10 protein-coding genes and 1 pseudogene are annotated in these 14,194 nt (G+C 70.7%); 3 read left to right on the top strand and 8 right to left on the bottom strand.

The annotated features are described in order from the left end of the window. Nucleotides 1–21: 21 nt before the first annotated feature. Nucleotides 22–5,124, bottom strand: coding sequence for a hypothetical protein (locus tag ACFW6A_RS08590; RefSeq protein WP_386639488.1), 5,103 nt, complete (start codon nucleotides 5,122–5,124; stop codon nucleotides 22–24). 300 nt (nucleotides 5,125–5,424) lie between these two features. Then, nucleotides 5,425–6,384 carry a LysR family transcriptional regulator gene (locus tag ACFW6A_RS08585; protein WP_351848814.1) on the bottom strand — a complete coding sequence of 320 codons (960 nt, stop codon included), beginning with the start codon at nucleotides 6,382–6,384 and terminating at the stop codon, nucleotides 5,425–5,427. Between the two features lie 188 nt (nucleotides 6,385–6,572). Here ACFW6A_RS08585 and snpA point away from each other — a divergent pair, with 188 nt between their 5' ends. Next, nucleotides 6,573–7,235, top strand: coding sequence for a snapalysin (gene snpA, locus ACFW6A_RS08580; protein WP_351848810.1), 663 nt, complete (start codon nucleotides 6,573–6,575; stop codon nucleotides 7,233–7,235). A 61-nt stretch (nucleotides 7,236–7,296) separates the two neighbouring features. On the opposite strand, the gene ACFW6A_RS08575 is transcribed toward snpA, so the two are convergent. The 5 genes and pseudogenes from ACFW6A_RS08575 to ACFW6A_RS08555 all read right to left on the bottom strand — a co-directional run. Further along, nucleotides 7,297–7,713 carry a DUF6304 family protein gene (locus ACFW6A_RS08575; protein ID WP_351848807.1) on the bottom strand — a complete coding sequence of 139 codons (417 nt, stop codon included), beginning with the start codon at nucleotides 7,711–7,713 and terminating at the stop codon, nucleotides 7,297–7,299. Between the two features lie 42 nt (nucleotides 7,714–7,755). Beyond that, on the bottom strand, nucleotides 7,756–8,010 hold the full coding sequence (locus ACFW6A_RS08570) for a hypothetical protein (RefSeq protein ID WP_351848803.1): 255 nt from the start codon (nucleotides 8,008–8,010) through the stop codon (nucleotides 7,756–7,758). Between the two features lie 36 nt (nucleotides 8,011–8,046). Further along, nucleotides 8,047–8,628: a dihydrofolate reductase family protein gene (locus tag ACFW6A_RS08565; protein ID WP_351848799.1), complete on the bottom strand. Its 582-nt coding sequence runs from the start codon at nucleotides 8,626–8,628 to the stop codon at nucleotides 8,047–8,049. Nucleotides 8,629–8,732: 104 nt separating this feature from the next. Beyond that, a complete protein-coding gene (locus tag ACFW6A_RS08560; protein WP_351848796.1) occupies nucleotides 8,733–9,782 on the bottom strand; it encodes a family 2 encapsulin nanocompartment cargo protein polyprenyl transferase in 1,050 nt (349 codons plus the stop codon). Nucleotides 9,783–9,882: 100 nt separating this feature from the next. Further along, a pseudogene (locus tag ACFW6A_RS08555) lies at nucleotides 9,883–10,544 on the bottom strand (Crp/Fnr family transcriptional regulator); the annotation flags it as partial. A gap of 334 nt (nucleotides 10,545–10,878) precedes the next feature. Between ACFW6A_RS08555 and ACFW6A_RS08550 the strand changes: the two are divergent. Both ACFW6A_RS08550 and ACFW6A_RS08545 read left to right on the top strand, forming a co-directional pair. Further along, nucleotides 10,879–11,469 (top strand): N-acetylmuramoyl-L-alanine amidase, encoded by a 591-nt coding sequence (locus ACFW6A_RS08550; RefSeq protein WP_351848792.1) that lies wholly within the window; start codon nucleotides 10,879–10,881, stop codon nucleotides 11,467–11,469. A 182-nt stretch (nucleotides 11,470–11,651) separates the two neighbouring features. Continuing rightward, the gene (locus ACFW6A_RS08545; protein WP_351848790.1) at nucleotides 11,652–12,557 is read left to right on the top strand and encodes a pyridoxal-phosphate dependent enzyme; all 906 of its coding nucleotides are present in this window, start codon (nucleotides 11,652–11,654) and stop codon (nucleotides 12,555–12,557) included. Here the strand turns inward: ACFW6A_RS08545 and ACFW6A_RS08540 are convergent. After that, nucleotides 12,536–14,131, bottom strand: coding sequence for a Na+/H+ antiporter (locus ACFW6A_RS08540; RefSeq protein WP_351848787.1), 1,596 nt, complete (start codon nucleotides 14,129–14,131; stop codon nucleotides 12,536–12,538). The two genes, ACFW6A_RS08545 and ACFW6A_RS08540, sit on opposite strands and share 22 nt — an antisense overlap. Nucleotides 14,132–14,194 lie beyond the last annotated feature (63 nt).

Here is a 14,194-nt window from a genome sequence, read left to right as displayed (position 1 = left end):
CCGGACAGGGCCCCTGCGGCGTCACCGGCTGTACGGCGCCAGGCGCTCATTTCCGGCGACCACGAAGGAATCGACGAGCATCTGCCAGCTGTCCAGCTCGTCGATTTCCTCAGCCGTTCTGCGGATCTCCTTGAGCCAGTCGTCCGAAAGCCGGGACCACTTGACCGTGACACGCCCCTCTTGGATGCACAAGTCGGACACCCAGGACACGCCACGAGTCGCTTGCGTTTCCTTCGGCAGCTTCCGAAGGATGCGGATGAGCGCATCGAGGGGCATGGCCTCTCCGTGAGCGGCTGGCAGCCAGTCGTCAATCGACTCAACGAAGTCCTCAGCGCGCACCCAGTCGATGGGCTCGCCAGCGACCTCGTTGTACATGCCTTGTGTCCACGAAAGCGGGCTCGGCAGCAGAGCGGCGGCGGCCCAGTCCCCCCAGTGGTGGTCGCGGTAGGGGCTCGGGGTGTCACTCAGGTAGCCGAGGGCGTGACGCAGCAGCGACGGCCAGACGCCTCGGGCAGCTTCGGCCAAGCATTCGTTCTCTGCGCCTGCCGCGGCGAGGCCGTGAAGGAAATGCGACATCAGCTGTGCATCTGCGCGAAGAACATCGAGGTGATCGAGCAGCGGCCCCGCGTCGCGGTTCTTCGCGAACCCTCCGAGCAGGGCCCGTGCGGCAACAAGGGTGTGCATGCCGCGGTCGTCCGCGGACCAGCCCTCCTTCTCCTGCGTGACCATGGCCCGTCGCTCGACGTCGAGAAACGCGGCGAGGAGCGTCACCGCGTCGTCGGTGCAACAGTGCTCTGCCGACGAGGCTGCGCCAAGCCCGCGAACGGCCGCGTCGAGAACCGCGATGTCCACCGAGTCGCCCGGCAGTTCCTGGAGGCGCTGAACAACGTCGCCGGTGATCCGTGCCTTCGACCGACTCTGGCCGTCCTGGTCCCAGGGACCGATTTCTGCGCCACGAGCGGTCTCGAGCATCCAGTTCAAGGCGGTCCGGTGGATGCAGGGGTCGAAGTGGCACGGAGAGCCCCAGACGACATCGCATCCACGCGCCAGGTACAGCCGAGTCTCCAAGGACGCCTTGTCTGCCATCGCAAGGCCGACCTGGGCAACATCTTCGGCCGAGCCGCCAGCCGCTTCCAGCGGTGCGGCCAGTGCGGGTGTAAGGAACGCCGGCAGGGCTTGAGCCACAGCTCGGTCGGCACTGAGGTCGAAGTACTGGTCCTCATGGACCTGGTTCTCGGCGTCTTGGAACAGTGACGCGATGCCGAGGACGAACTCGGCCGCGAACTGCGCTTCGCAGCCCAGCGCCTCCAGATCGCCGGCGGCGGCTCGTTCGACCGCTGCTCGGACGACGTGGGCAACAGCGTCCACAGGCCGGTTCGGCATCAGGTCTTCATCGACTTCGATCAAGGCACGTCCTGCCGCCAGGTCCGCGGCGATCTCTTCCGACGAGGGCGGACCGTACTCCGCGTCGTGCTTGGCCGAGCCCCAGTACCGATTCTGCAGGCGCAGGCTGGTCTGCACGACCTCCTGGTGAGCCTCGTGCGCTTCCTGCGCTGCTTGCAGCTCAATCGGTGGTTCGACCTCGATGTAGACCTCATCCCCATGCTGTTTAACCCGATATTGCTCCGAGTCCAGGCTTGCGGCCCAGTTCTTCGTACGCTCCTCGCTGATTCCCAGTCGGTCGCCGTTCTCGACGAGCTTGTCGGCGACCTTCTTCAAAGCCTGGTTACGCTCCTGTCCGCCGTTCACCATCAGCCACATGGCTACTTCACGCGGTGTCCACTGGCGGCGTTCAAGGTTTGCGAGCCCTTCGGTTGCCGCACGCAGCCCTACGTACTCACTCGTCCTGCGGCCGAACTCCAGCTCCCATACGGCAGGTTCGGCGAGGAAAAGGTCGAGCTCGGTGCCGACTTTCTCAATGTGACGCACCAGCAGGCCGAATAGCATCCCCGGAATGGCCAGGTTCTCACAGCCGTTCAAAAGTGCCTCGACAACCAATCTCGGTGACGCACCCTGGCTCAACCACGTGTCGGCAAGACGCTCCATCGCCTGGAGTGCGCTCATGGCCGAGTACGGGCCAACTGACGTTCCCCGGTACCAGCTCCACACATGACTGTCGCCGACATACAGGCGGGCGGTGCCGTCAAGGTTCAGGACCGCACCGCGCTTTTCTCCTTCTCCGCTTTCCGTGTCGACGTCTACGCTTTCGTTGCCGGCGTGGATGGACCCAGCGAATGCATCAGGCGGGCTAAGCCTCGACAGCCTCGCTACGCGTGCCCGTGCACCGCTATTAAGAATGTCGTTCAGCACCCGCACCGATGTCGGCAATGGAGCTGTCTGGAACAGCTGCCAGAATCCACCGAAGTAGTACTGGAAGAACGGTGGTCCGAATCCTATCCATCGGCCCTGATGCCTCCGGACACCCTCATCTCGGTGCCACCTCGGCTCGTCGTCGATGTAGTAGGCCGCCATCAACGCCGCCAGTAGCTCTGGGTTCTTCTGCGCCAAGGCTCGGGCGCTCAGCGGCGAGTCCGCGGCCGGAGCCAGGGACGCTGGCGCGTCGTCCGCGATAGCCCGAAGGCACTCTTCGGCGGCATCATCGATGTCCGGACCGAGCAGGGCCAGCGTTTCAACGAACTCTTCCTTCTCCAGATGGTGATCCAGCCGGCGTCGGCGTCGCCGACGCTGCGCCATCCCACCGGACAGTGCCTCTCCGTCGGTTTTACGGGGAGAGAACGAGTTCCAGTAGGCAAGGAGACGGTCCCGAAGCCTGATTCTTAGTTCGTTGCCAGCCGGAACGTCCGCCAGGGACAGGGATTGAAGCCAGTCCGCGAGCAGTTCGAACGACTCCTTCGACACGTTCCACGGCTCTTTGTCATCGAGGATGATCTGCACAACGGGCTTCGCAACCAGACGGTCGACCAGCCCATTGACCTTATGCCGCTGCTGAGCGACTCGAACTACCTCGCCGAGTACCAAACCGACCGACTGGTCCGTGCACGCTGACTTCAGGCATTTGTACCCGAATGGTGTCTCCAGTACCGCCTCCACCGGAACGTCGGCCCACCGGGGACCGCGTGCTGCCGCGAACATCTGGAATTGCGAGCTCAGTTCGATGAATTTTCGGACAGGCCGAGCGTCCGGTGCTTTCAGTAGCCCCTCGCACGCAAGAATGGCGGCCGACAGCGCCCACCGAGGCGCTCCTGCCGCCTGCAGCAAATCGGTGGGGCTTGTACCACGGACGAGAAGGATGGCGGTCGCGTACCGCCGAACTTCGTCATGTGCAAATTCCGGCTGATTCCGATATCGGCTCGGTGGTGCGAGCAAATGATCCCGACGCAGCGCGTCGACCGCTGCAGCATCGACGCTTGCGCGAGGTCGACGGTCCTCGGGCAGCTTCATGGTCTCTGCGGCTACTGCGAGCAGCGTCTGTTCACGTGCCTCCGCCGAGCCGACGCCGGGCCGCCCATCGCCGCGAACAATCCGGCTCCACACCAGATCAAGACATTCCCACTCACCCAGTGAACTTTCTGGCTCCGCCCCGGTCCGAGCCAGAAGGTCGAGCACAACGGGCCTTCTCAGCAGCGAGTTCGCAGGCAGGTCCCGCAGGACCTTACGCAAGAGCGGGAAGTGGTCCGAGACGACAGAGATGTCCTCATCGTCCAACGGCCGCATCTCGAAGGACGAAATGGACTTCGCGAACCCCGGCTCCACCTGTTCTCGCACGAAACCCATTGCCACGTCAGAGGTCACCACGACGATGCCCACACCCGCCGCAGCCGCTGCCGACACCAGGTCACTCAACAGGCCGGAAGATCGCTCCAGGGCAGCATCAGCCGCATCGATGACCAGGACCCGAGACGGTGCCGATGTCTCCGCGAGCACATCCTCCAGCGACATCCCGAGCGCAGCCCGCAACTCCAAGCTCGACTGCGGCAAGCCCCGGAAGTTCACCACCACCCCCTGGAACCCAACGGGGTCTGCGGCTTCCAACTCTTCGACGGCCGACAGCGTCAGCGCGCTCTTGCCGATGCCCGACTCGCCGGACACCAGCAGAGCCGAAACACGAGCACCTGCCTCGCGCAGGGCCCCGGTGAGTTGCTCGCGGCGGTCGTCGAACGAGATCTCGACCGGTCCTCCAGATGTCTCATCACCGATCGTGGTCCGCACACGGGCAACAGCCAGCTTGCGTTGTTCGGCGAGCACCGACCACGCGTGCCGGCTTCGCGTCGCGGCCGAGTCCAGGAACACGTGAATGTCACGGCGAAGCACCTTGAGGTCCACCACGGCGCCCGTCGCGTCGTAGCGGGTTGCCTCGACCTCGAGCCGGTTCCGGACCCCCACTCCGTCGGTGGCAGCTGAGGCCACGCCGTCCAGCGACGTTGCGACTGCCGCGCGGTCACCTTCGTCCGGACTTTGGACAGCAAAACCGAGGATGTGCAGCCGGCCGAGCAGCCGCCATGCCAGCCGCAGGATCTCTTTCGGTACTGTGCCGTCTTCGACGACCTTCTCGACCATCTTCAGAAAATGCCTCTGCCGCTCACGCACCGGCTTCGACCAGCGGCCGTCGACGGCCATGGACGCTTGGAACGACTCCTGGTCGGCATGAGCCCGCGCGATATCGCAGAGCGTTGCTAGGTGGTCCCACTGATTGGACCGGCCGGCGGTTGCGACAGCGACCTGGTGAGTGTCTGTGTCGAACCTTTCGACTTCGGAAAGCAGCGACCCGACGAGCTTCACCGTCTCGTCATGGCTCGGGACGAAATCCGGCGTCGCGCGGCATGCCACGGCGAGGGTGACCTCGCCCGACTCATCGCCGCACTCCACAAGAAGGTCATCCACCGGATGCGCCGGACCAGTTTGGAATGAGACCCTCCGAACCGGCAGCTCAGACGTCTCCGCCCGTCGTGCGCTGGTCAACATGCCGGCGAGATAGACGGCCGCGACGCGGTGCGCGAACGAAACGCCGCCCCCGCCGGTGGCGTAGGTGCTCGATCCTCGTTCCGTGCCACCGGTTACGGCAGTGGCACCCCCAGCGGTCGCATCCTGGGGAGCAGCGGCGGATCCAGATGCCGTCTCGCCTTCGGACCGAGCAGCAGCATCCGGTGCAACGGACTCGTTCATGGGTTCCTCGGTGGCATCGTGCGATATGTGGCCGCACTGCTCACCGTAGCGGTGCGTCGAGAACCGTGAAGGGATATCGCATCACTCTCTGCCCAGTCCGCACACAGTCCGCAGGACACCCGATCAAGACCGTCGCACCCCATCGCCACCCAACAGCAAAAGGCCAGGTCAGCGACCTGCGGCCACCATCGCCGCAGGTCACCGACCCGGCCCATTACTAGGAGACCAAGAAGGCCTGACCTTCGCCCTCCCTGCCGAAGGGGCCCTGCCGTCACGGGCGGTGGGGCCCCTTCGGCGTGTCTACGGCGGGGCCTGGAGGAGGCAGGGGGCGGCGGTGTTGCCGGTGTGGAGCCAGGCGCGGTAGGGGGGCGAGCGGTGGGCGGCTTCGCGGTAGGCGGCGGCGAGGTCGGCGTGGAGGGGGTCCAGGGGCGTGGCGGGGCGGGCGTAGAGGAGCAGGCGGACGGCCAGGGGGTCGCCGCGGAGGGGACGGACCGCCAGGTCCTCGCGGGGGACGGAGGTCGGCTGGCAGGGGGCCACCGCCTCGCCCAGGGAGATGAGGGAGGCGGCCGTGTGGTAGTCGCCGTGGAGGAGGGGCGGGTCGATGCCGGCGGCCGTCAGGACGCGGCGCAGGCCGTCCCATTCGCCGTCCACGTGCGGGTCGACCATCCAGTGGTCGTGGGCCAGGTCCGCGAGGTCCACCACGGGGCGGGCGGCGGCCGGATGGGTGGGGGCCAGGGAGACGAACTGGGGCTCGCGGGCGACGAGGACGCGGTGGACGAGGCCGTCGGGCACCCGGAGGGGGCAGCCCTCGACCTCGTGGACGAAGGCGACGTCGAGGCGGCCGGCCGCCAGCTCCCGCAGCAGCGCGTGCGCGGAGACGTCGACGCGCAGGCCGACGTCGGTGCCGGGGAAGCGGTCGCGCAGGCGCCGCAGCCAGCCGGGCAGGGCCCGGCTGGCGGTGGAGCCCACGCGCAGCCGCGGGCCGTCGGCGCGGGCCGCCTCCGCGCGGGTCTCGGTGACGAGCGCGGCCATGTCGGCCACCAGCGGACGGGCCCGGCTGAGGACGGAGCGGCCGAGCGGGGTGGGGCGGCAGCCGGTGCGGCCCCGGGAGAAGAGTTCGGCGCCGAGCGCGTTCTCGATGCGGCGCAGCTGGGTGGTCAGGGAGGGCTGGCTCATGCCCAGTTGCCGTGCGGCCTTGTGCAGGCTGCCGGTGTCCGCGATGGCGCAGAGCGCGCGCAGGTGTCTCACCTCCAGCTCCATGCGCCGAGCGTAGGGCGGGGTTCCGGTCCCGCACCAGACGACCGGATGCCCCCAACCCGCCTTAAAGGAGGGCCAATTGAGGATTGCCGCAGGGGGTGATGCGTTCGCGTTATCGGGGGTTGGCATCCTTCCCCCAACCCCCTGCCGCCCCGAGACTCACTCCCGACCCCGATCAGGAGGAGCCCCCCATGCGACACCCCAAGGTCCTCACCCGCACCCTGACCGCCGCCCTCGGCCTCGGCCTCGCGGTCTCGCTCGGCGCCGCCGCCCCGGCCGGCGCCGCGCCCGACACCACCGCGAAGGCGAGCGCCGCCACCGCGTACGCCGCCTACGCCGGTTCCGCCGAGGAGGCCAGGGCCAACCAGGCCTTCTTCGACGCCGTCATGAAGTCGGTGGCGAAGAAGCGGGCCGCGAACCCGAGCGCCGCGGCGGCCGTCACCGTCGTCTACAGCGCGGCCAACGCGCCCAGCTTCCGCACCCAGATCGCCCGCTCCACCCAGATATGGAACAGCTCGGTGGTGAACGTGCGGCTCGTCGAGGGCAGCAACCCGGACTTCCGCTACTACGAGGGGAACGACTCCCGGGGCTCGTACGCGAGCACCGACGGGCACGGCAGCGGCTACATCTTCCTCGACTACCGGCAGAACCAGCAGTACAACTCCACCCGCGTGACGGCCCACGAGACGGGGCACGTGCTCGGTCTCCCGGACCACTACAGCGGGCCGTGCAGCGAGCTGATGTCGGGCGGCGGCCCCGGCACGTCCTGCCAGAACGCCACCCCGAACTCCCAGGAGCGGGCCCGCGTCGACCAGTTGTGGCGCTACGGGCTCGCTTCGGCCTTCAAGGGCTGACCGGCCGCGAGGGGCCGGCGCGAGGAACGGCGGCGGCGCCCCTCCCCCGGGGGCGCCGCCGTCACGCGGCCGACAGGATCCGTCGTCCGAAGTCGGCGCCCTCGGGGAGCTGGCCGCGCAGCCGGGCCAGCGCCCCCTCGAAGTCGCCGCCGGCGACGACCGCCTCGAAGGCAGTGCCGCCGTAGTGCAGGGTCAGGCTGAGGTCGGCGCGCTCGCCGAGGGTGAGCAGGCAGCTGAGCGTGGCCTGTTGGGCGGTGCCGTCGGTGACGACGGGGAGCGGCAGGTCCCACTCCAGGACACATCCGGTGAGGGCCTCGCCGCCCTCGCCGGCGGTGAGCGCGGCGAAGCTCGCGCCCGTGTACTCGATTCCCCTGACGCGGGCGGTGACGCGCCCGCCGTCGGCCGTGATGACGATCGCTTCCGCACCGCGGCGGTCCCGGTACCAACCGGTCCAGACTTCTGTCGACTCCGATGACATGCGCGGACTGTAGCGGTATGACCGGCTCCGGCGCGCGGCCGGTCACCCGGTGGCCGGACTTCTCCCGTTCTCGCCGTTCTTGCCGGTGACCTGCGTGGTAGTGGCTTCCGTGCCGTCGGCTTCCACCGGCTCGTAGAGGGGGCAGTCGGGGTTGCGGCAGGGCTGCACCCGCCACTCGGGCACCCAGGCCCCGAGCACCTTGTGCCGGGTGGCCAGGAGGGCCAGGGCGCTTCCGCAGGCCGGGCACTTCGGCGCCGTCAGCGGGTCCCTCGTCGTGCGGGGCGTCTCCTCACCCATGCCTCCAGGGTAGGCCGCCCCGCCGCGGGCCGCCCGCTACCGCTTCCTGGTGTAGGTGCGGACCAGCACGCCGTTGTCGAAGGCGCGGACCGTGCCGAGCCGGAAGTCGCGGGGCTCGAAGCCGGCGCCGAACATCGGCATGCCGGAGCCGTACACCTGCGGGTAGGTCTTGATGACCAGCTCGTCGATCTCGTCGACGAGGGCGCCCGCGACGGTGGAGCCGCCGCAGAGCCAGATGCCGAGTCCGCCGTCCTCGGCCTTGAGCTGCCGGATCCGGCCGACGAGGTCGTCGGCGATCAGCTCGACGTTCGGGTCGGGCGACTCGGTGAGCGAGCGGGTCGCGACGAGTTCGCGGAGGTGGCCGTACGGGCTGGTGATGCCCGCGTCCAGGGCGATCCGGTACGAGGCGAGGCCCTGGACCACCGTGTCGAAGTGCTTGTTGTCGGCGTCGATCCCGACCGTGGCCCGCACGTGGGTGGGGACGGTCTCGGGGTACTCGGCGTTCATCCATGCCTGGTACTCCTCGTTCACGAAGGAGTACAGGGACGAGGCGTCGCCCTGCGGGTCGCCGATGAAGCCGTCGATGGTGCAGGCGATGTAGTACGTCAGCTTGCGCAAACCGGGTCCTGATTCCTCTCGGGGCGTGACCGCGAGCGCGACCACGACAGACATAGTGCTTCATCTGTAGTGGTCGCGCAAGCCCCGAAGGCCGTCCGGCTCCCTCAGCGGGTCCTGCGGGTCACGAACTCCGCCAGCGCCAGCAGGTCCCCGGCCGCCGAGAGGTCCGGCACCGCCCGCGCCAGGTGCTCGACGGCCCGGCCCATCCGCTCGGCCGCCTGGGCCTGGGCCCAGTCCCGGCCGCCGGCCCGCTCCACGGCGTCGGCCGCGGCCCGCACCGCCCGCTCGTCCAGGGCCGTACGGGAGTACAGCTCGGCCAGCTCCTCGCCGGCGGCGGTGCCGGAGGTGAGCGCGGCGACGACGGGCAGCGACTTCTTGCGGGCGACGAGGTCGGCACCGGCCGGCTTCCCGGTGCGCTCCGGGTCGCCCCAGATGCCGATGAGGTCGTCGATCAGCTGGAAGGCGAGACCGGCCTCGCGGCCGAAGGAGTCGAGCGCCGCGACCTCCTCCTCGTCCCCGCCCGCGTAGAGCGCGCCGAGGGCACAGGAACAGCCCAGCAGGGCACCGGTCTTGGCGGTGGCCATGGCGAGGCACTCGTCGAGGGAGATCTCGCGGGGGCCGCGCGCCTCGAAGGCGCAGTCGGCCTGCTGGCCAGCGCAGAGCTCGATGACGCAGGCGGCGAGGCGCGCGGTGGCCGCGGCGGAGGCGGGGTGCGGGTCCTCGGCGAGCAGCCGGAGCGCCAGGGCGTTCATGGCGTCGCCGGCCATCATGGCGTCGGGGATACCGAAGACGGTCCAGGCGGTGGGCCGGTGTCGGCGGGTCGGGTCCTCGTCGACGATGTCGTCGTGGAGCAGGGTGAAGTTGTGGGCCAGCTCGACGGCCGCGGCCGCCTTCACCGCCCGGGTCTCCTCGGCTCCGAGCGCCCGGGCGGCGGCGAGCACCAGGGCGGGGCGGATCGCCTTCCCCGCCTGGCCGTCGGCGGGTGTGCCGTCGGCGTCCTCCCAGCCGAAGTGGTACATCGCCACACGGCGTATCGAGCCCGGCAGGGTCTCGACGGTGGAGCGGATCTGGGGGTCGACGGCGGTCCTCGTCCGGTCGAGGAGCGCCACGGCGCCCGGCCCGTCGGTGACGGGGCCCGCGCTCGTCAGCGTCACGGTCTTTGTCGTCCTTCTTCGCGGCTGGTTGCGTTCACGGCTGGTCCGTCGCGCGCCGGGTCCGGCCGGGCCGGGGGTGGGGCCCCGGCCCGGCCGGGGCTCAGCGGCGGCGGCTGATCTCGACGTTCTCCAGGGCGCCGAGCGCGTCGGGCACGAGGACCGCCGCGGAGTAGTAGGGGGTGACGAGGCAGGAGATGATCGCCCGCCCGTCGATGCCCATGAAGCGGTCGGGGAGGCCGGGCTCCACCTCGTCGCGGAGGCCGGTCCGGTGCGGGCCGATGACGCCCTGGTCGGACTCGCCGGTCCGCGTGCAGATGATCGAGCCGGCACCGGCGGCGGTCACCGGGATCTTGTCGCAGGGGTGGATCGGGACCCGGCGCCGGGCCGGGATCCGGGTGCCGGCCACGTCGAGGGTCTCGGGCACCGGGCCGCGCCGGTCGAGCTCGCGGCCGAGGGCGGCGACGGCCCTCGGGCGGGCGAGGAGGAGCTTGGAGTCCCGGCTGCGGGAGAGCGGTTCGTCGAGGTCGTCGGGGCCGGGACGCCGTCGTGGGGCTGGATCCGCTCCCCGTGGTCGCAGTCGGCGAGGAGCCCGAACCGCCTGTTGTCGACCGGCTCGTGCTCCCGGCGCTCGCGCAGGGCCTCGGCCGTGGGCCGCAGCTGGTGCCCGGTCCGGTTCATCGGGTGGTTGCAGGGGTCGGCCACGCGCGTGGGGACCTTGAGCACGGTCCGGGCGAGGCTCGGTTCGCACTCGGTGGTCGAGGCGGGGTTCCGCGCGGCGGCGGTGCCGAGACTCCGCCGCGGGGTCCGCTCCGCGAGGACCCCGCCGCCAACCGAACCAACGGACATGGAACTCCTTCTCGTACGTCTCGCTTTCGACAGGAAGCCTTTCAGCACGGAGCGTGCCGACGCCATTACACAATCGGGTGGGACTGTTCGGCGATCTTCGGGGCATGTCGGCCGATTTCCCTCCGGCCGGAGGAGCGCGCGACTCGGCCTGACTGTCCGGATCGGCTCGCACACGGTCCGAACGGATGGCGGCGGAAGAGCGGAGTCCGGTACTCCGGAAGCTCGGTCCTCCCTCTGGAAGGAGCACGCCATGGCGGTTCCGCTGTCCGCGAGCAGGGTCCTCCGCGCACTGCGCGACGAAGGCCTGACGGTCGTCGAGGTCGGCGACTGGTCCACCCACAACAGGAACCACAAGGGCCCCTGGGGGCCGGTGCACGGGGTGATGGTCCACCACACCGTCACCCGCGGCACCGCACACACCGTCCGCGTCTGCCGCGACGGCTACGAGGGGCTGCCGGGCCCGCTGTGCCACGGCGTGATCGCCAAGGACGGCACGGTCCACCTGGTCGGCCACGGGCGCGCCAACCACGCCGGGCTCGGCGACGACGAGGTCCTGCGGGCCGTGATCGCCGAGCGGAGGCTGCCGGTGGACGACGAGGCCACCACCGACGGCAACCGGCACTTCTACGGCTTCGAGTGCGAGAACCTCGGCGACGGCGAGGACCCCTGGCCCAAGGTCCAGCTGGAGGCGATCGCGAAGGCGTCGGCGGCACTCTGCCGGGCGCACGGCTGGACCCACCGCTCGGTCATCGGCCACCGCGAGTGGCAGCCGGGCAAGGTGGACCCCCGCGGCTTCACCATGGCCTCCCTCCGCGAGCGGATCGCCGACCTGCTGCGCTGAGCGCCGGCCCGGCCACGCGCGCGTGGCCGGGCCACCCGGCCGTCCGGGCACGCGCGCGTGCGGCGGCCCCGCCGCCGTGCGGCCGGAGCCTCCGCGCCCCCGCCCCGCCCCCGCCCCTGCCCCGCGCGGCCGAGCCGCCCCCGGCTCCTCCACGCGCGCGTGGCCCGCGCGAGAATGGCCGGGTGGACACGGACGACCTCTCCGCCCTGCGACCCCGGATCCCCTCGCCCCTGGAGCCGGTGGAGGACGAGCGGTTCGCCCGGCACGGACTGGCGCTCCTGCTGAAGCGGGACGACCTGATCCACCCCGACCTGCCCGGCAACAAGTGGCGCAAGCTCGCGCTCAACCTCCGCGCGGCGGACGGGCGGCCGGTGCTGACCTTCGGGGGCGCGTACTCCAACCACCTGCGGGCCACCGCCGCCGCCGGGCGCCTCCTGGGCTTCCCCACGATCGGGGTCGTGCGCGGCGACGAGCTGGCCGGGCGGCCGCTGAACCCCTCGCTGGCGCGGTGCGCGGCGGACGGCATGCGGCTGGAGTTCGTGGACCGCGCCACGTACCGGGCGAAGCACGAGCCGGCGGTGCTCGCCGCGCTCCTCGGCCGGGCCCCGGAGGGGACCTACGTGGTGCCCGAGGGCGGCAGCAACGCCCTCGCGGTGGAGGGGTGCGCGGCGCTCGGGCGGGAGCTGGCGGGGCGCGCGGACGTCGCCGCGGTGGCCTGCGGCACCGGCGGCACCCTGGCCGGCCTCGCGGCCGGTTTCGGCGGCCGGACGCTGGGGGTGCCGGTCCTGAAGGGCGGTTTCCTCGGCGGGGAGGTGCGGGCTCTCCAGGAGGCGGCCTTCGGCGGCCCGCGCGGCGACTGGGGGCTGGACGAGCGCTTCCACTGCGGCGGCTACGGCCGGGCGACCCCGGAACTCGACGCGTTCGCACAGGACTTCGAGGCGCGGCATGGACTCGCCATCGAGCGGCTGTATGTCGCCAAAATGCTCCTCGCGCTGGTGACCCTCGCCGAGGAGGGCGCCTTCCCGCCCGGCACCAGGATCGCGGCGGTGGTCACCGGGACCCGGGATCAGCCGGTCTCCTCGCGGTAGGCGGCGGCCTCCTCCAGGTCGAGGCGGCGCAGCAGGCTGCGCATCATCTCGTCGTCGATCCGGCGCTCGTCGCGGAGCCGGACGAAGACCTCCCGCTCGGCCTCGATCATCTCGCGCGAGAGTCGGCGGTAGGTGTCGTCGGCGGTCTCGCCGGTGAGGTCGTTGACCGCGCCGAGGCGCTCCCAGACGCTGTTGCGGCGGCGCTCCAGGACCGTGCGGAGGCGGTCGGCGAGGGGGCCGGGGAGGGCGTTGCGCTCGTCGGCGAGGAGTGCGTCGAGCCGGGCCTCGGCGGCCCGGGACGCCTCGCTCTGGGCCTGCGCCTCGGCCAGGGTCTCCTGGTAGCGGTCGCGGCCGGGGAGCTTCAGGGCGCGGATCAGCGGCGGCAGGGTGAGGCCCTGGACGACGAGGGTGCCGATGACGGTGGTGAAGGTGAGGAAGAGGACGAGGTTGCGGGCGGGGAACTCGACGCCGTCGGTGACGACCGGGATGGAGAAGGCGATGGCGAGGGAGACCACGCCGCGCATGCCGGCCCAGCCGACGACCACGGGCGCCTTCCAGTCGACGCCGGGCTCGCGCTCCCGGACCCGGGCGGAGAGCAGGCGGGGCAGGAAGGTGGCCGGGAAGACCCAGACGAAGCGCACCACGACGACGAAGACGAAGACCCCGAAGGCGTACCAGAGGGCCTCGCCGATGCCGTACTGGCCGAGCCCCTGGACGACGTAGGGCAGCTGGAGGCCGATGAGGGCGAAGACGGCGGACTCCAGGACGAAGGCGACCATCTTCCAGACCGCCTCCTCCTGGAGGCGGGTGGCGAAGTCGACCTTCCACGCCTTGTGGCCGAGGAAGAGGCCGACCACGACGACGGCGAGCACGCCGGAGGCGTGGACCTCCTCGGCCGCCGCGTAGGCGATGAAGGGGATGAGGAGGGAGAGGGTGTTCTGGAGGAGCGGCTCGGTGAGCCGGGTCCGCAGCCAGTGGATGGGCACCATCAGGACCAGGCCGATGCCGACGCCGCCGATCGCGGCGAGGGCGAACTCGCCGAGGCCGCCCGCCCAGCTGATGCCCTCGCCGACGGCGGCGGCGAGGGCGACCTTGTAGGCGGTGATCGCGGTGGCGTCGTTCACCAGGGACTCGCCCTGGAGGATCGTGGTGATCCTGTGCGGCAGGCCGAGGCGGCGGGCGATGGCGGTGGCGGCCACGGCGTCCGGCGGGGCGATCACGGCGCCGAGGACGAGCGCCGCGGTCAGCGGCAGGTCGGGGACGAGGACGTACGCGAGCCAGCCGACGGCCACGGTGGCGAAGAGGACGTACCCGACGGAGAGCAGGGCGACGGGCCGGATGTTGGCCCGCAGGTCCAGGTAGGAGGACTCGACGGCGGCCGTGTAGAGCAGCGGGGGCAGGATCAGCGGCAGCACGACGTGCGGGTCGAGGGTGTAGTCGGGGACGCCGGGGACGTACGAGGCGACCAGGCCGACCGCGACGAGGAGGAGCGGGGCCGGTACGGGGGTGCGGCGGGCCAGTCCCGCCACCGCCGCGCTCGCCGCCACCAGTGCCACCAGCCGCAGTGCGTCCATGCCGCCCCTCCACCGTCCCGTCTCTCGTCGTACGTCTCGTCCGTCCGGTTCGGGCGGTCCGCC

Origin of the sequence: Streptomyces sp. NPDC058758, from assembly GCF_042746075.1 — a bacterium.
GTDB lineage: Bacteria > Actinomycetota > Actinomycetes > Streptomycetales > Streptomycetaceae > Streptomyces.
This window is presented reverse-complemented; position numbering and strand designations above follow the sequence as displayed.

Excerpts from the sequence above, each read along its gene's own strand:
- ACFW6A_RS08550 (WP_351848792.1), top strand. The coding sequence starts at position 10,879 with ATGGCGGTTCCGCTGTCCGCGAGCAGGGTCCTCCGCGCACTGCGCGAC.
- snpA (WP_351848810.1), top strand. The coding sequence starts at position 6,573 with ATGCGACACCCCAAGGTCCTCACCCGCACCCTGACCGCCGCCCTCGGC.
- ACFW6A_RS08575 (WP_351848807.1), bottom strand. The coding sequence starts at position 7,713 with ATGTCATCGGAGTCGACAGAAGTCTGGACCGGTTGGTACCGGGACCGC.
- ACFW6A_RS08590 (WP_386639488.1), bottom strand. The coding sequence starts at position 5,124 with ATGAACGAGTCCGTTGCACCGGATGCTGCTGCTCGGTCCGAAGGCGAG.
- ACFW6A_RS08585 (WP_351848814.1), bottom strand. The coding sequence starts at position 6,384 with ATGGAGCTGGAGGTGAGACACCTGCGCGCGCTCTGCGCCATCGCGGAC.
- ACFW6A_RS08570 (WP_351848803.1), bottom strand. The coding sequence starts at position 8,010 with ATGGGTGAGGAGACGCCCCGCACGACGAGGGACCCGCTGACGGCGCCG.
- ACFW6A_RS08540 (WP_351848787.1), bottom strand. The coding sequence starts at position 14,131 with ATGGACGCACTGCGGCTGGTGGCACTGGTGGCGGCGAGCGCGGCGGTG.